Source organism: Allobosea sp. Root670 (assembly GCF_001429415.1).
GTDB classification, from domain to species: Bacteria; Pseudomonadota; Alphaproteobacteria; order Rhizobiales; family Beijerinckiaceae; genus Allobosea; species Allobosea robiniae.
In genome coordinates this window covers 538,901-554,541 of record NZ_LMJU01000001.1, presented here as the reverse complement: position 1 = coordinate 554,541, position 15,641 = coordinate 538,901, and the positions used below count along the sequence as shown (strand labels likewise).

At 67.6% G+C, this 15,641-nt stretch carries 17 protein-coding genes and 1 tRNA gene; 7 read left to right on the top strand and 11 right to left on the bottom strand.

The genetic code is table 11. The features are described 5' to 3' along the window. Positions 1 to 10 precede the first annotated feature (10 nt). The 3 genes from ASE61_RS02520 to moaA form a co-directional block, all read right to left on the bottom strand. The gene (locus ASE61_RS02520) at positions 11 to 1,480 is read right to left on the bottom strand and encodes a hypothetical protein (protein ID WP_061964318.1); all 1,470 of its coding nucleotides are present in this window, start codon (positions 1,478 to 1,480) and stop codon (positions 11 to 13) included. Continuing rightward, positions 1,470 to 2,069: a hypothetical protein gene (locus ASE61_RS02515; RefSeq protein ID WP_061964317.1), complete on the bottom strand. Its 600-nt coding sequence runs from the start codon at positions 2,067 to 2,069 to the stop codon at positions 1,470 to 1,472. The genes ASE61_RS02520 and ASE61_RS02515 overlap by 11 nt, the downstream gene beginning before the upstream one ends. Before the next feature lie 75 nt (positions 2,070 to 2,144). Beyond that, the gene (gene moaA, locus ASE61_RS02510; RefSeq protein ID WP_170843325.1) at positions 2,145 to 3,158 is read right to left on the bottom strand and encodes a GTP 3',8-cyclase MoaA; all 1,014 of its coding nucleotides are present in this window, start codon (positions 3,156 to 3,158) and stop codon (positions 2,145 to 2,147) included. A gap of 160 nt (positions 3,159 to 3,318) precedes the next feature. On the opposite strand from moaA, the gene ASE61_RS02505 reads away from it, so the two are divergent. Then, positions 3,319 to 3,681 (top strand): gamma-butyrobetaine hydroxylase-like domain-containing protein, encoded by a 363-nt coding sequence (locus tag ASE61_RS02505; RefSeq protein WP_061964315.1) that lies wholly within the window; start codon positions 3,319 to 3,321, stop codon positions 3,679 to 3,681. A gap of 42 nt (positions 3,682 to 3,723) precedes the next feature. Here ASE61_RS02505 and ASE61_RS02500 read toward each other — a convergent pair whose 3' ends face one another. The 3 genes from ASE61_RS02500 to ASE61_RS02490 form a co-directional block, all read right to left on the bottom strand. Then, entirely contained in the window at positions 3,724 to 4,593 is an 870-nt protein-coding gene (locus ASE61_RS02500) for a hypothetical protein (protein WP_061964313.1), read from the bottom strand. Positions 4,594 to 4,672: 79 nt separating this feature from the next. After that, a complete protein-coding gene (locus ASE61_RS02495; RefSeq protein ID WP_061964310.1) occupies positions 4,673 to 5,251 on the bottom strand; it encodes a L,D-transpeptidase in 579 nt (192 codons plus the stop codon). A gap of 178 nt (positions 5,252 to 5,429) precedes the next feature. After that, the gene (locus ASE61_RS02490; protein ID WP_244492692.1) at positions 5,430 to 6,362 is read right to left on the bottom strand and encodes a lytic transglycosylase domain-containing protein; all 933 of its coding nucleotides are present in this window, start codon (positions 6,360 to 6,362) and stop codon (positions 5,430 to 5,432) included. A 154-nt stretch (positions 6,363 to 6,516) separates the two neighbouring features. Between ASE61_RS02490 and ASE61_RS02485 the strand changes: the two genes are divergently transcribed. Next, the gene (locus tag ASE61_RS02485; protein WP_061964308.1) at positions 6,517 to 7,575 is read left to right on the top strand and encodes a hypothetical protein; all 1,059 of its coding nucleotides are present in this window, start codon (positions 6,517 to 6,519) and stop codon (positions 7,573 to 7,575) included. 223 nt (positions 7,576 to 7,798) lie between these two features. Next, positions 7,799 to 8,005: a hypothetical protein gene (locus tag ASE61_RS02480; RefSeq protein WP_061964306.1), complete on the top strand. Its 207-nt coding sequence runs from the start codon at positions 7,799 to 7,801 to the stop codon at positions 8,003 to 8,005. A 68-nt stretch (positions 8,006 to 8,073) separates the two neighbouring features. Here the strand turns inward: ASE61_RS02480 and ASE61_RS02475 are convergent. Then, positions 8,074 to 8,148 (bottom strand) — tRNA-Val (locus ASE61_RS02475). Between the two features lie 28 nt (positions 8,149 to 8,176). Then, on the bottom strand, positions 8,177 to 8,875 hold the full coding sequence (gph, locus tag ASE61_RS02470; RefSeq protein WP_061964304.1) for a phosphoglycolate phosphatase: 699 nt from the start codon (positions 8,873 to 8,875) through the stop codon (positions 8,177 to 8,179). Positions 8,876 to 9,032: 157 nt separating this feature from the next. Here gph and ASE61_RS02465 point away from each other — a divergent pair, with 157 nt between their 5' ends. From ASE61_RS02465 to ASE61_RS02455, 3 genes are all read left to right on the top strand, one after another. Then, positions 9,033 to 9,407: a hypothetical protein gene (locus ASE61_RS02465; RefSeq protein WP_061964302.1), complete on the top strand. Its 375-nt coding sequence runs from the start codon at positions 9,033 to 9,035 to the stop codon at positions 9,405 to 9,407. A gap of 121 nt (positions 9,408 to 9,528) precedes the next feature. Further along, entirely contained in the window at positions 9,529 to 10,230 is a 702-nt protein-coding gene (gene rpiA, locus ASE61_RS02460) for a ribose-5-phosphate isomerase RpiA (protein ID WP_061965507.1), read from the top strand. Positions 10,231 to 10,343: 113 nt separating this feature from the next. Continuing rightward, a complete protein-coding gene (locus ASE61_RS02455; protein WP_061964300.1) occupies positions 10,344 to 10,841 on the top strand; it encodes a DUF2059 domain-containing protein in 498 nt (165 codons plus the stop codon). Positions 10,842 to 10,928: 87 nt separating this feature from the next. On the opposite strand, the gene ASE61_RS02450 is transcribed toward ASE61_RS02455, so the two are convergent. Then, a complete protein-coding gene (locus ASE61_RS02450; protein ID WP_061964298.1) occupies positions 10,929 to 12,356 on the bottom strand; it encodes an APC family permease in 1,428 nt (475 codons plus the stop codon). A gap of 174 nt (positions 12,357 to 12,530) precedes the next feature. On the opposite strand from ASE61_RS02450, the gene ASE61_RS02445 reads away from it, so the two are divergent. Beyond that, complete coding sequence (locus ASE61_RS02445; RefSeq protein ID WP_061964296.1) at positions 12,531 to 13,574, top strand: SDR family oxidoreductase; 1,044 nt, start codon at positions 12,531 to 12,533, stop codon at positions 13,572 to 13,574. On the opposite strand, the gene ASE61_RS02440 is transcribed toward ASE61_RS02445, so the two are convergent. Together ASE61_RS02440 and ASE61_RS02435 are read right to left on the bottom strand one after the other, a co-directional pair. Then, positions 13,555 to 15,054, bottom strand: coding sequence for a tripartite tricarboxylate transporter permease (locus ASE61_RS02440; RefSeq protein WP_061964294.1), 1,500 nt, complete (start codon positions 15,052 to 15,054; stop codon positions 13,555 to 13,557). The genes ASE61_RS02445 and ASE61_RS02440 overlap by 20 nt on opposite strands. Before the next feature lie 12 nt (positions 15,055 to 15,066). Beyond that, the gene (locus tag ASE61_RS02435) at positions 15,067 to 15,546 is read right to left on the bottom strand and encodes a tripartite tricarboxylate transporter TctB family protein (RefSeq protein WP_061964292.1); all 480 of its coding nucleotides are present in this window, start codon (positions 15,544 to 15,546) and stop codon (positions 15,067 to 15,069) included. Positions 15,547 to 15,641: the final 95 nt, after the last annotated feature.

The window sequence follows — 15,641 nt, the reverse complement described above, 5'->3', positions numbered from 1 at the left end:
CTGTCGACCTTTAGCGCGGCATTGCGGCGAAATCCTCCGCCGCCTGCTTCTGGGCCGCCTCGTCCTGCTCGAAGGCCTCGCGCCCCGCCTGCGCCGCCCTGAGCTTCACCTGCTCGATCTCGCCGGCAAGGTCGACGCCGCGCAGCAATACCAGCCGGTCCTTGAGCTTGGCTTCGATCAGGGCCGGCATGCTGGTGAGCTGCTGCTCGAAGTCGTCGATCTGGCGGCGAGCGGCGACATATTCCGGCAGCTCCGCCGGCTGGTCGATCTCGGCCAGATTGAGCGATTGCGTGAAATAGGCCGGGGGCAGGTCGGTGCGGACCCTGAGATTGGCCTCGCGATATTGCATCATCGCGGCGTCCTTGGCGGCGCGCAGTTGCCCGAGGCGGGAGGTATAGAGGTCGCGCGCCTTCTCGGCTGCCGCCTTCACGCCCTGCAGCTTGCCGAGTTCGTCACGGCAATCCTCGCGGAAGCCGTCGACCTGGGTCCGGATCGCTTCCAGCTCCGGCAGCAATTCGGCATCGAGCCGGCGCCGCTCCTCCTCGACCGCGCTCCAGCGCTGGCGCCAGCGCTTATAGGCGGTGGCATGGCCGGGATAGGTGCCGAAGGCGGTATAGCCCTTCGTCGCCGAGATGAAGGCGACGAGGCAACCGATGATAACGAGCGCGACCGACTTGATGTCGTAGATCGCGAACGGGTTTTCCATCATTCGCGGCATGACCTGGAAGGAGCGCGCATCCGGGTTGGCGATCAGCATCTCGCGGTAATGCCCGACGGCGAGGTTGAACAGCACGATCAGCCCGATCATTCCGGCATAGGCCGGCAGGGCCCAGAACAGGTGCGAGCTCTTCACATGCTGGCAGTAGCGCGCCGGGCCGACACCCATGAAGAAGCCGAGCGCGATGTTGAGCGCCGAGATGATGACCGCGGTCGCAGCACCGCCGACCAGGCCGAAATCGCTGGCCTCGGCGAAGAAATTGCCGTTGAGCAGGCTCTCGATCACCAGCGGCACGACCAGGAAGAACAGGATGAACTGCCACTTGTCGAGCTTGGGATCGGCCCGGCGCTTGTTCTCGTAATTGAAGAAGGCGTATTCGCGCTTGGCCCGGAGAGCATCGTAGACGCGCTGCTCCAGCTCGCCGCCATGCTTGCTCAGCATCGCGCGCATCGTCGCCTCGACGCCGCGCACCCGCCCCTCGAAGCGCTGCTGCGTGAACAATTCGCGCCGGCTGGTAATCTCCGCCTGGATGGCATTGAGCCGCTCCGCCGCCTCCTGCCGCAGCGTGGCGAAATGCTCGCGCGCCCGGGCGACCAGCGTCTGCTCGGTCTGCGAGAGCATCGTCGCGTGGGCAGGCGGCTGGTTCTCGACCGCATCGCTCGCGCCGTGATGCCCGGCCTTGACCGACTCGGCCAGATGATGGGCCGTCGGAGCAGGCGTCATGCGCACGACCCGCGAAGTTGCGCCATCGTCATTCGCCATGGGCGGCTCGCATCAGGAAATGGCGGGCCTCGACGACATCGACCCAGAAGTCGCGGAAACCGGGATAGGCCGGGCGCAGATAGGCGCGCTTGAACCAGATCGTCAGTGCCACGAGCCCGCAGAGGCCGAGCGTCGGCAGGATCGCGCCGGCAAGAGCTGGAATTCCCTCGGCAGACAGATGCGAAGCCATCAGCGCCAGCCCGAGCGCGCTCGCGATCGCCAGCAAGGCGAGGACACAGTGGCGCCCGGTGTCGTAGGCGAGTTGCAGGGCCGCGGTCATGATGACGATGGCGAAGGCCGCGCAGAGTTCGAGCACGGCAAGCCCCGCAACGACAGCCGCGATACCGGCCATGATTCCGGTCGGGGAGGCTGGCGACAGCACGAAGAAGACGCTGCGCGCCGAAGACCAGGCCAGGAACAGGCAGAACAGCAGCGTCGCGAGAAGAAGCATGGCGAGAAGGGGCAGGGCGCGCCGCAGGCTAGCAGCCATGATGGCGAGCCGCGCCGCATGGGTCTGCCTGATGGCATCATCGATCGCGCTCGCGGCCGCCTTGATCCGGCGGGCCATCGCCTTGAACTGTGACCGCATGCAACTCCACCCGTCGCAGGGACGGTGACCGCATTCGCCCGAAGGGTCAAGCGAGGGGCGGGCGCCCCGGCGGGCTCAGCCGCCGGTGACGCTCATGTGACGGCCGACGGCCGGGCCGGAATGGCGGCGATCGATGATGAAATCGTGGCCCTTCGGCTTGCGCGCGATCGCCTCGTCCATGGCGCGGAAGAGCAGGGCGTCATCCTGCGAGGCCCGGACGGGTGCGCGCAGGTCGGCGGCGTCTTCCTGGCCGAGGCACATATAGAGCGTGCCGGTGCAGGTCAGCCGCACGCGGTTGCAGCTCTCGCAGAAATTATGGGTCAGCGGCGTGATGAAGCCGACGAGCCCGCCGGTCTCCTTGACGCGGACATAGCGCGCCGGTCCGCCGGTGCGGTAGGGATCGTCGACCAGCGTGTACTTGTCCATCAGCCGCCCGCGCACGACCGAGAGCGGCAGGTACTGGTCGACGCGGCCGACCTCGATCTCGCCCATCGGCATGACCTCGATCAGGGTCAGGTCCATGCCGAGCCCATGCGACCACAGCATCAGGTGCTCGATCTCGTCGTCGTTGACGCCTTTCAGCGCCACCGCGTTGATCTTGACCCGCATGCCGGCCTTGCGTGCCGCCTCGACGCCGTCGAGCACGACCTTGAGATCGCCTCGGCGGGTGATCTCGCGGAACTTGTCGGGGTCGAGCGTGTCGATCGAGACGTTGATGCGGCGCACGCCGTATCCGGCGAGTTCGGCGGCATAGCGATGCAGCAGCGAGCCGTTGGTGGTGAGCGTCAATTCGTCCAGCGCGCCGGAAGTGAGATGGCGCGAGAGCGAGCGGAACAGGCTCATGATATCGCGGCGCACCAGCGGTTCGCCGCCGGTCAGGCGCAGCTTGCGGGTGCCGCGCGCGACGAAGGCGCTGGCGATCCGGTCAAGCTCCTCGAGCGTCAGCAGTTCCTTGCGCGGCAGGAACTTCATGTCTTCGGACATGCAATAGACGCAGCGGAAATCACAGCGATCCGTCACCGAGATGCGCAGATAGGAAATCTTGCGGCCGAACGGGTCGACCAGGGGCGACCGCGTCAGCGGCTTCATGTCGTCGAGCAGCACGTCTGCCTCACGTTCCCGCATTGTGGAGCGGCCGGTCCGCACAGGATGCGGGCGCGCCTTCACATTGCTATAGCATGACATTGGCACTGCGCCCGTGAAGGTCAAGCGCCTGATCATGGTAGCCTGCGAAGGACGAATACCGCCCATGTCATCCTGGCCGACCGAACTGCGCCTCTCCAAGGACCGCCGGACCCTCCATGTCGCCTTCGAGGACGGTGCGCATTTCGCACTGCCGGCCGAGCTTCTGCGCGTCGAAAGCCCCTCGGCCGAGGTCCAGGGCCACCATCCCAGCCAGAAGACCATCGTGCCCGGCAAGGCCGAGGTCGAGATCCTCCGGGTCGAACCGGTCGGCCACTACGCCGTCAGGCTCGGCTTCGACGACATGCACGATACCGGCATCTATGCCTGGGATTATCTGCGCGATCTCGGCGAGCAGGGCGAGGAGAAGATGCGGGCTTATGTCGCGGCCCTGGCCGAGAAGGGGTTGTCGCGCGAGCGGCGGCGGTAAGGAAAGGCTCCGGCTTTCCGCCGACGCCGCTTCGGCGCCAGCTCAGGATGGTGCCACGCCGCCGGAGTGGAGATTGCGCTCGAAAGCGAGATTGGCGGGTTCGAAGCACATCAGCCGCTTCCACTCATGCAGGCCGGGCGAGCCGTGCTCCATGGCGCCATACATGAACCAGCGCAGGCCTTGGGTTTCCGGCGCCTGCCGGTCCAGCAGCCAGCGTGTGGTCTCAAGGAACAACAGCTTCATCGCGCCCGATTGCAGGTAGTCGCCATGGCACATGATGTCATGCGTGCGGCAGAGGTCGCCGACGCGCCGCAACGAGAGATGGGCGACCAGTCGCGGGCCGCTTTCTTCCTGCACGAAGGCGCCCCAGGCCATCGTCCAGTGGCTGGGACAGGGCGGGGACGAGGGCGGCTCCCGCGTATCGGCGATGACGGAAGCCGGGCGGAACCATGCGCTCAGCACCGGCCCGCCTGAGCGGAAGCGCTTGGAGGCGCCGATCGCCGCGATGCTCGTCCTGTAGCTTTCGGGGCGGATAGGCGCGCAGGTGATCCCGAGGCGCGCCGCCTTCTTTGCAGCCCGCGGGATATTGCCGTGCGAACGCTTGGACACGGCGCGCAGATAGGCCTCGGCCGTGGGATAGCGCCCCATGTCGAGGAGCATCGCCGTCGGCACGCCCCGGCGCCGAAAACCCGCCCGCGGGGCGTTGCGGCTGTGAAACCGGATCGCGTCGTCGACGAGGAGCCCGCAGAGCGGATGGTCGCAGCGGTGAGGCGCTTCCGCACGGATATGGGCAATCGGCAGGGCGGCGCCGGGCGAGAGGTCGAAATTCCGCAACCGCGACTTGCGCGCTGCGGATTGCCAGGGTTCCAGCAGCTTATGCAGCCGGCTGGTGAGAAAGCGGGCAAGCGCCATAGGATGGTCGTTCCGGGCAGGGGCGGCCAACGAAAAAGGCCGGCGTCGCCGCCGGCCTCGTTCCAACCGTGCGTTCCGCTCAGCGGGCGACCACGACGCGGGTGCCGACCTTGGCGCGTTCGTAAAGGTCGATCACGTCCTCGTTCAGCATGCGGATGCAGCCCGAGGAGACCGCCTGGCCGATCGTCTCCGGCTCGTTCGAGCCGTGGATGCGGTAGAGGGTCGAGCCGAGATAGAGCGCGCGCGCGCCCATCGGGTTGTCCGGGCCGCCGGCCATGAAGCGCGGCAGGTCGGGGCGACGCTTCAGCATCGAGGCCGGCGGCGTCCAGGTCGGCCATTCCTGCTTGCGCGAAATGGTCTGGGTCCCCGCCCAGTCGAAGCCCGGGCGGCCGACGCCGACGCCGTAGCGCATCGCCTTGCCATCGGCCATCACGAAATACAGGCGCCGCTCGGCCGAATCGATCACGATCGTGCCCGGCCTCTGCTTCGTCGGATAGTCGACGATCTCGCGCGGAATGGCTGTGGCCTGTGCCTTGGCCGGGTCCACATACTGGACCAGCGGCTGGCGGGTCAGGGGGTCGATTTCGGCTCGGGCGGCGGAGCCCAGAGCGAGCAGGCCAAGGCCCGCGAGCGAGGCCAGACGGAGGGAGCGAATCATCGGAGGAACCTCGGGCGGGTCGGGACGGCGGATCGCGAGAATGACGCAGAAAAGTCAACGTCTCATCAACGTCCTGTCAGCTTCCCCGTGACCGTGCAATCGTGCCGCAATCACATCGCCGGGAGCCATCGAGCTTTGCCGCGATGCGTTGCGCGCATGCAACATCGCTGGATTGCCGTCAGCTCCGCAATACGACGCAGGCACCGCGATCGGACTGGATGCGCCGGCACAAGGCGATCGCCTCGGCCCGCGTCGCGGCCGGCAGGCGCACCCGATAGAAGGCACGGGTGCCGCGGCTGCGCAGGCGCGTCCCGATCACCATCGGCGGCAACGCCCCGATGATGGCGCGGTGGCGGGCTCCGGCCCGCTGGAAGGTCGCCAGCGCCCGCGCCTTCGAGAAATTGCCGGCGAGCTGAACGCCCCAGGGTGCGAAGGGCGCTTCCGCGATAGCGGGAAGGGCAGGGCGAGACCGTCGGATCGCGACGAGCGTCGGCGCACAGCTCGCCTGCGCATCGCTGTCGCGCGTTGCCGGCGGCATCGGCGGCGAGCGCCCGTCGCCATTGGCGCGGTCGATCGCTTCGTCGGCCCAGTCCTCGGCGGTCCGGCCGGTGATGGCGAACACGTAGTTTTCGGTCTCGCCCGGCAGGAATCGGGCCTGCCCGGCCTTGCGCGCCGCAAGCCAGCCCGCGACGCGATTGGGCCCGCCGTTATAGGCTGCTGCGGCAAGGCCCCAGTTGCCGAAGCGGTCGCGCAGTTCCGCCAGGAAATGCGCTGCCTTGGGCACGGCCTGCTCGGGATCGAAGGGATCGGCGAGGCCGCGCTCGCGCGCCGTGCCGGGCATGAACTGGGCGACGCCCTGCGCGCCGGCCGGGCTGGTGACGCCAGAGCGGAAGCTCGATTCCTGGAAGATCAGGCGGGTCAGGAAGGCGGCGGGTACGCCTTGCGCCTTCGCGGCATCGTCGATCAGACGGCACAGCGCATCCTGGATGCCGGACGATGCCGGCAACGGCTCTTCCGCCGCCTGTGCGGGGCAGGACAGCGCGAAGGCGAGCAGCAGGGCTGCAAGCCCGCGCCGCAAGCGGATCGAACGGTGGAAACGGCCCGGCATCATCCGCCCTCTCTGCCATGTTCGGTCGCTTGCGGCCATCAGGCGCGCCTTTCGCGTTGTGACGAGGTGCCGGCCTGTGCGATGAGGACGCCGCGCGGTCGCCGGGTCATCGAGTGGCCGTGCCTCGGTTCGGTGAAGCTCGCAGCGGAAGGCCGGAATGGCGAAGGCCTGGATTCAGTGGTCGCGATGGTTCCTGGGGGCAGCGGTCGTCGGCGCAGGCGTGCTCTTCGCCTTCGTCGCGACGCTCGATCCCTTCGGCATGCGCGTTCATGCCGGGCAGGCGCCGCGGCCGATCATGGATATCAACCAGCGCTTCATGTACCCGCAGCTCGTCCGCTCCGGACGCTTCGACGCGGCGGTGGTCGGGACCTCGACGATGCGCCTGCTCGACCCGCAAGTCCTGTCGCGCGGCCTCGACGCCCGCTTCGTCAATCTCGCGATGAATGCGGCAACCCCCTGGGAGCAGGTGCAGATGGCGCGGCTCTTCCGGGAGCATGTCCAGGTGCCCAAGCGCCTGATCTGGGGCATCGACACGACCTGGTGCGAGGCGGACGCGACCGATGAGGCCAGGCGCCTGACACCGCGACCGGTGCCGGGCTGGCTCTCCCGCGAGGTCGGCTGGAGCGACTGGCCGAAACTGCTCAACCTGACCAATCTCGAGATCGCCGGCCGGCTGATGACCTATAAGCTCGGCTGGTCGCGGGAGCGCATCCGCGGCGACGGCTACGAGGTCTTCACACCGCCGGAGGCGAGCTACGATCTCGCCCGGGCGCGCAGCCATATCTATGCGAGCCATGGCGGCGCGATCGCCGATCTGGCGCCCCTGTCGCCTGCGGCCGCCATAGCGCCGGCCGAGAGCGCCGGCTGGCATTTCCCGGCCCTGTCCTGGCTGGAGGAGAGCATTGCAGCCTTTCCGAAGGCGACGCAGGTGATGCTGGTGCTGCCGCCCGCTCATCTTGCGGCCTATCCGCGCCAGGGCTCGGCCGCCTGGCAGCGCTATGTCCGCTGCAAGGCGGATATCGCCGCGCTGGCCCGCCGCCATGGCGCGGTGGTCGTCGACTACGCCCACGCCTCGCCGATCACGGCGCAGGATGCCAATTATTGGGACCCGCTGCATTTCCGGCTGGCGATCGCGGCTCGCTTCGGCGAGGAACTCGCGCAGATCGGCAAGGGTGGTACGGCGCGGGACGATGGCGCAGCGATCGTATTGCGCTGACCGGGTCGATCGGCAGGCCTGAGCTGCGGCGTTGAACCGGTTACCCTGCCGCAGCGACTACCTCACGGATGCACAATCCTGTTTTTGACTTTGCCCGCTGGCTCGCGCCGGCGGGCTTTTTGCGTTCGCGGGGAGCGGCCGGTATTGGAGCGTGATGGGTGGCGCATGCCGAACTCTGCCGTGCTGCCGTCGGACGCCCATCAGCACAGGATTGAAACCGATCATGCCGAAGCTCTGCAAGTTCACCTCGCCTGCCGATGGCAAGCCCGTCTACGTCAATCCGGAGCAGGTGGCGGTCGTCTATCAGTTCAAGGGTGAGCCGCCGGACACGATCATCGCCTTCCGGAAGGACTTCCTTCTCGGCGTCAGGGAGAGTGTCGACGAGGTCGTGGCGACCCTGGAGCGGGCGTCGTCGGATAAGGCCGGCTGACGCCGAGGCAGACTGCGGCTGGACGCCGCACGCCGATAGATGATGAGGTTTGGGAGCGTCCGGGAAAATGGTGGGCGATACAGGGATCGAACCTGTGACCCCTCCCGTGTGAAGGGAGTGCTCTACCGCTGAGCTAATCGCCCGAACCCGGCCTCTCCTAGTCGGCGCGCCTCATGCCGTCAAGGATGCGCGGGAAGGAGATTTGAGCACGCGGTCGACTGCCCCGGCCAGCTCGTCGAAATGCTGGATGACGAAATCCGGCTCCAGCGTCTCGATCGGCACATCGGTATAGCCGAAGGGCACGCAGATCGTCGGGATGCCGGCGGCGCGCGCGGTCGCGATATCCGTGCGGGAATCGCCGATCATCACGGCCCGCGCCGGATCGGCCTTGGCTGCCGCGATCGTCAGGGTGAGATGGCGCGGATCCGGCTTGAAATAGGGGAAAGAGTCGCGCCCGGCGACCGCGGCGAAGCGCCCGGAAATACCGAAATGGTCAAGGATAAGCCGTGTGTGCAGGATCGGCTTGTTGGTGCAGACCGCGAGCGCATACCCGTCGGCGGCGAGCGCATCGAGCGCTTCGAGCACGCCGTCGAAGAGATGGCTGTTTGCCGCGGTATCCTCGGCATAGATCGTCAGGAAATCCGCGAAGAGCCGCTCCAGCGTTTCGGCATCGAGCGGCCGGCCCGAAACCTTGAAGCCGCGTTCGATCAGGGCCCGGGCGCCCGCGCCGACCAGTTCGCGCGCCCGCTCCAGCGGCAGCGCCGCGAGGCCTTCGCGCACCAGGATCACGTTGAGGACCCGCATGATGTCCGGCGCCGTCTCGGCAAGGGTTCCGTCGAGATCGAAGACGACGATGGGAGGCAGGCTCATGGTCGGGACTTTCGAGGCGATGCGAGGGGGAAGAGCTTCGGTTAAAGGTCTTCGGCGCCGGGCTGGCAAGTCCCGTGATGACGCCTCCCCAAATTTGCCGCACGGGATGGTATCGTTGCCGCGATTCGTCGCGCGGCCGGCGACAGGGAAGATTGTCATGTCGAAGATTACGGGAATCGCAGGCGCGGTGCTGGGGATTGCGGGCACGCTGCTGGGCGCGGCGCCGGCCTGGGCCGGTCCTTTCGAGTTCGCGCCCGCGCCGCAGAACGATCTCAACCGCGTCTATCGGATCGACAAGGCGACGGGCGAGGTCGGCGCCTGCCAGTTCCAGCTCAAGGAGGGCGGTGTCGGCCTGACGGTCTGCTTTCCCTCGGGCGAGGGGGCCGGCCCGCAGGCGCCCAGCGATTACGGCCTGATGCCGTCGCGCCATGAGAAGGAAGGCGGCATCTTCCGTGTCAATATCCGCACCGGCGAGATGAGCATCTGCTACGTCTTCGACGACAAGACGGTGTGCACGCCCCAGACGAAATGAAGCCGGGAGCCCTCCGCGCGCTGGACTCGAACGCGGCCGCGGGGCAGGAGAGCGCCGTCGTCCGCCAAGGCTGCTAGGATGGGCGGCGGGTGTTTTCCACAAGTTGAGCCGGACGAAGCTGATGACTGCCGACGACCTGAAGAAGCTGGCTGCCGCCCGCGCGCTCGAGCTCGTGCGGCCGGGCATGCGCCTTGGCCTCGGCACCGGCTCCACGGCGAAGCATTTCGTCGATCTGCTTGGCCTGCGTGTCGCAGCCGGCTTCGAGGTTCTCTGCGTCTCGACCTCTGAGGCGACGCAGGCCCAGGCGGTTGCGCTGGGCATTCCGATGTCGACGCTCGACGAGACGCCGGAGCTGGATCTCACCATCGACGGGGCCGACGAGGTCGATCCCCAGCTGCGCCTGATCAAGGGCGGGGGCGCGGCGCTGCTGCGCGAGAAGATCGTCGCGGCGGCTTCCGCCCGCATGATCGTGATCGCCGATGACGGCAAGCTGGTGCAAACGCTCGGGCGTTTCCCGCTACCGATTGAGGTTGTGCCCTTCGGGCTCGAGGCGACGCGCCGGGCCGTGGCGGCGGCCATCGCCGCCGCGGGCTCGGCAGGCCGGCTCTCGCTGCGCCAGCGGGCGGACGGCACGACGCTCGTCACCGATGGTGGCCACTATATCCTCGACGCCCATCTCGGCACGATCGAGCGCCCTGAGTTGCTCGCACAATCGCTGAACGTCGTGCCTGGCGTCGTCGAACACGGCCTGTTCATCGGGCTGGCCTCGGGCGCCATCCTGGCCGGTGCCGATGGGCTCCGGCTGCTCGGCAAGATCGAATGATTCCATTCCGGCGCAAGACACGCTAAGGAACGCGCCACAATGACCGATTCATCGTTGTCGGAGGCGCAATCGCGCGCTCCGGCGGTGGGTCGCTGATAAAGGGGTTTCAACGCATGATCCGTCGTTCTCTCGCCCGGGCTGCCCTTGGTCTGGCGCTCATCTGCGCAGCGCCCGCCTTTGCCCAGGCGCCGGCGCTGACGCCGAGCCATCTGCAGGTGGCGCGCGAGGTCGCGGACGTGACCGGCGTCACGGCCGGCATCACGAACATCTACGGCGAGTTCGAGAAGAGCGTACAGGACATCCTCGCGACCCGACCCGAGATGAAGAAGGACGCGGACGCCGTCGTCGCCGCCCTGAAGCCGGAAGCCGACAAGCGCGCCGACGAGATGGCCAAGACCGCGGCCGAGGTCTTCGCCCGGAAGATGACCGAGGCGGATCTCAAGGAGATCGCGGCCTTCTTCAAGTCTCCGGTCGGCCAGCGCTACAATGCGCTGCGGCGCGAGGCGATGGACGATCTGCTGCTCGTCCTGCAGCCCTGGACCGTGCAGACCAGCCAGTATCTGTTCGACCGCTTCTCGCAGGAGATGCGCAAGCGCGGCCACACTTTCTGAGCCCAGGCGTGGCCTGAGCCGCACGATGTCGAAAAGGGCCGGCGAGCATGCGCCGGCCCTTTCTCGTTGCGGAGCGTCCCGCTTCGGTCAGTTGACCGGGCCGCGGCCGCCGATGTCTTCCATCAGCGGGTCGCTGGGCAGGGTTCCGGTCTTGCGGTTGACGATGACGGTCACGACCCACAGCACCACGCCGACACCGATCAGCACGCCGGCGATCGTGTACTGGACCGACGCGCGTCCGGTCCACGGCCCGGCCAGGAAGGCGCAGGAGATCGCGCCGACGATCGGCAGGAAGGTCGGCGTGCGGAAATGTCCGTGCTCGACCTTGTCGTTGCGCAGCACCAGCACGGCGACGTTGACCACGGTGAAGACGCAAAGCAGCAGCAGCGCCGTCGTGCCGCCCAGCGCCGGCACCTCGCCGACGAAGGTGATCAGCGCGAACGCAAGCAGACTGGTGAAGCCGATCGCGACATAGGGCGTGCGGCGGGTCGGGTGGACCTTGCCGAGGATGGGCGGCAGCACATGCTCGCGGCTCATGCCATAGACCAGCCGGCTCGCCATCAGCATGTTGATCAGGGCGCTGTTGGCGACCGCGAACATGGTGATGAAGCCGAAGATCCAGATCGGGAAGTTCGGCGCGCCGGCCTGCACCACCTTGAGCAACGGCGTCTCGCCCTCGCCGAGCTGCTCGGGCGGGACGAGCGTGATCGCCGAGACCGAGACCAGCACGTAGATCACGCCGGTGATGAAGAGGCCGGCGAGCAGGATCTTGGGGAAGATGCGGCTCGGGTCCTTGGTCTCCTCGGCCATGTTGACCGAGTCCTCGAAGCCCACCATGGCGAAGAAGGCCAGCGTCGTCGCCGCGATCACCGGCCAGAACACGCCACCATCGGCCGTCGTCTTGAACTGCATCACGCGCGAGACATCACCCTGGCCGGCGGCGATCGCCATCATGCCGATGGTGATGATGATCAGCAGGCCGGTGAGCTCGACGCAGGTCAGCACGACATTGGCCTTCACGCTCTCGCCGACGCCGCGCAGGTTCACGATCGCGACGATCACCATGAAGCCCAGTCCGATCAGCGTGATGCCGATGCCGCCGGAGAGCCCCAGCCCGAACGCGTTGGACATGTTGGCGGCAAAGGCGCGCGAGGCGGTCGAGGCCGAGGTGATGCCGGAGCACATCACCGCGAAGGCGACGATGAAGGTGATGAAATGCACCCCGAAAGCCTTGTGCGTGTAGAGCGCGGCGCCCGCGGCTTGCGGATATTTCGTGACGAGTTCGAGATAGCTGAAGGCCGTCACCATCGCGACCGCGAAGGCGACGAGGAACGGCAGCCAGACGACGCCGCCGACCTGGTTCGCGACCTGCCCGGTCAGGGCATAGATGCCCGTGCCCAGGATATCGCCGACGATGAAGAGCAGGAGCAGCCATGGCCCCATGACGCGGTGCAGGCTGGGCTCGGCGGCGGTCTGGCCTTTTCCGGCCGGAGCGCCAAGCGTGGTGTCGCTCATCGATAGTCTCCCTCTGCCGCGGCATCGATGGCGATGCCGGCTCTGGGACAACACAGTTTCGCCGCGATGGTTCATCGGCTGGCCTGCTCTGTCCACTGGCCGGTTGCGCTCTGGCGTCATGGCGAAGCGGGCGTTATGGCCGGACGCTCGAACTGAAACACCGGAGCCGGCGACATGACCCGCGATCTCGTCCTCGTGACCGGAGGCTCCGGCTTCCTTGCCGGGCACTGCATCCTGTCGCTGCTCGAAGCCGGCTATGACGTCCGCGCGACGCTGCGCGACCCCGCCCGCGAAGCCCCTCTCCGGGAAGCGTTGCGCTCGGCGGGGATGGATGCCGGCGACCGCCTGCAGGTCGCGGTCGCAGACCTGATGAGGGACGAAGGCTGGGACGAGGCAGCATCCGGTTGCGCCTATGTCCAGCACGTGGCTTCGCCGCTGGCCGCCGCCGCACCGAAGGATGAGGACGAACTGATCCGCCCGGCGCGGGACGGGACGCTGCGCGTCCTGCGGGCTGCGCACCGGGCCGGGGTGAGGCGCGTCGTGCTGACCTCGTCCTTTGCCGCGATCGGCTATGGTCGCGCCGTGAAGCGCCCTTATGACGAGCGCGACTGGACGAACGCGGCTGCGCCGGAGCTGGCTGCCTATCCGAAATCCAAGACATTGGCCGAACGGGCTGCCTGGGATTTCGTCGACGGCGAAGGGCAGGGGCTGGAGCTCTCGGTCGTCAACCCCGTCGGCATCTTCGGACCGCTGCTCGGTCGGGACCTGTCGGCTTCGATCCTGCTGGTCAAGACCATGCTGGACGGCCGGCTATGGGCGGTGCCGCGCCTGATGTTCGGCGTGGTCGACGTGCGCGATGTCGCCGACCTGCATCTGCGCGCCATGACCGACGCGGCGGCAGCCGGCGAACGCTTTCTGGCCACGGCCGGCGACTTCATGACGATGCAGGCGATTGCCCAGGCGCTGAAGGATGGCCTTGGCGAGAACGCGGCTCGGGTTTCGACCCGCGTGCTGCCCGATTGGCTGGTGCGTTTTGCAGCGCGCTTCAGCGCGACCGCGCGTCAGGCGGCGACGCCCGAACTCGGCCGCAGCAAGAATGCGACGAGCGCCAAGGCGCAGGCCATGCTGGGCTGGCAGCCGCGCCCGGCCGCGGAGGCTCTCGTCGCCACGGGCGAGAGCCTCATCCGGCTCGGCTTCGTCAGTCCTCGGAAGCCTTGAAGCGGTTCAGCCCCTTCATCGCGAACGGTGCCACCAGCGCCAGGAAGGCGATGCCGAGCAGCGTCGCCGAGATCGGGTTCTCCAGCAGGATCATCGGATCGCCGAGGCTGATCTGCAGCGCGCGGCGCAACTGCGCCTCCGCCATCGGGCCGAGGATGAGCCCGACGACCATCGGTGCCACCGGATAGTCGTAGCGGCGCATCAGATAGCCCATGAAGCCGAAGGCGAAGAGCATGCCGAGCTCGACCGGCGAGCTGTTGACCGCCAGCGTGCCCATCGTCGCGAAGACGATGATGCCGGCATAGAGCCAGGGCTGCGGGATCGCCAGCAAACGGACCCAGAGCCCGATCAGCGGCAGGTTGAGGATCACCAGCATGACGTTGGCGACGAAGAGCGAAGCGATCAGGCCCCAGACCAGGTCAGGCTTCTCGGCGAAGAGCAGCGGGCCGGGATTCAGCCCGTATTGCTGGAAACCGGCGAGCATGATCGCCGCCGTCGCCGAGGTCGGCAGGCCGAGCGTCAGCAGCGGCACCAGCGTGCCGGCGGCCGAGGCGTTGTTGGCCGCTTCCGGCCCGGCGACGCCCTCGATCGCACCCTTGCCGAACTCGTCCGGGTATTTGCAGAGCTTCTTCTCGGTCGAATAGCTCAGGAAGGTCGGCACCTCGGCGCCGCCGGCCGGCAGGGCGCCGATCGGGAAACCGAAGGCGGTGCCGCGCAGCCAGGGCGCCCAGGAGCGCTTCCAGTCTTCCTTGGTCATCCACAGCGAGCCCTTGATCGGAATGATCTCCTCGGGGTCGCGGAAGCGCTTGGAGGCGACGTAGAAGGCCTCGCCCACCGCGAACAGACCGACGGCGAGCGTCGTGACCTCGACGCCGTTGAGCAGTTCCGGCACGCCGAAGGTCAGGCGCGCCTGGCCGGTGAGCTTGTCGATGCCAATCAGGCCCAGCGTGATGCCGAGGAACAGGCTCGTCAGGCCGCGCAGCGGCGAGTCGCCGAATGTCGCGGAGACCGTGACGAAGGCGACGATCATCAGCGCGAAATAGTCCCACGGCCCGAATTTCACCGCGATCTGGACGAGCCAGGGCGCCAGGAACGCAAGGCCGATCGTCGCGATCAGGCCGGCGACGAAGGAGCCGATCGCCGAGGTCGCGAGCGCCGGTCCGCCACGGCCGGCCTTGGCCATCTTGGAACCTTCGAGCGCGGTCGCGAGAGAGGCGCTTTCGCCCGGCGCATTGAGCAGGATCGCGGTGGTCGAGCCGCCATACATGCCGCCATAGTAGATGCCGGCGAACATGATCAGCGACCCGGCCGGATCGAGCTTGAACGTCACCGGCAGCAGCAGCGCCACGGTCAGCGCCGGGCCGATGCCCGGCAGCACGCCGACGGCCGTGCCGAGGAAGACGCCGATCAGGCAGAACATCAGCTTGGCGGGCTCGAAGGCGACGCCGAAACCGTGCATCAGGGAGAGCATCGTATCCATGTCGGGCTCTCCTCAGAGGAACAGGCGCTCGAGCGGACCCGACGGCAGGATCAGCGTCAGGAGCTTGGCGAAGACGAGGTAGATGACGAGGCCGAGCACGAAGCCGATCACGGCGTCGACCAGCAGGCCCTGCCGGCCCATGCCGCGGGCGGTGCAGGCGAAGACCACGGCGATGGCGATGATGAAGCCGCCGCCGAGCCCGATGCAGGCGATCAGGAAGATCAGGCCGCCCGCGATCCAGAGCAGGGCCTTGCTGTCGGCCTCCTCGGGCCGCGGCAGGCCCTCGCGGAAGGCGACCACGAAATGCGCCAGGCCGAGGATGACGAGCCCCGCCGCGACGACATAGGGCATGGCCGTCGGGCCGACGCCGTATGTGGAGGTGATCGTCTGCTGGGAGGCGTCGTAGCCGACGAAGGCGGCGACGATCAGCAGCAGGACGCCCACCAGCAGGGCCGGCTTGTTGGCACCTTGCGTGCGCGTGTCGTTGGTCATGGCGTTCCCGCAGTGGTGGCCGGCGTCGTTCTTGGCGCTTCTGGCGGTTGGAAAAGGGGCCGGTTTCCCGGCCCCTGCTGGTTCTGGTGCGATGC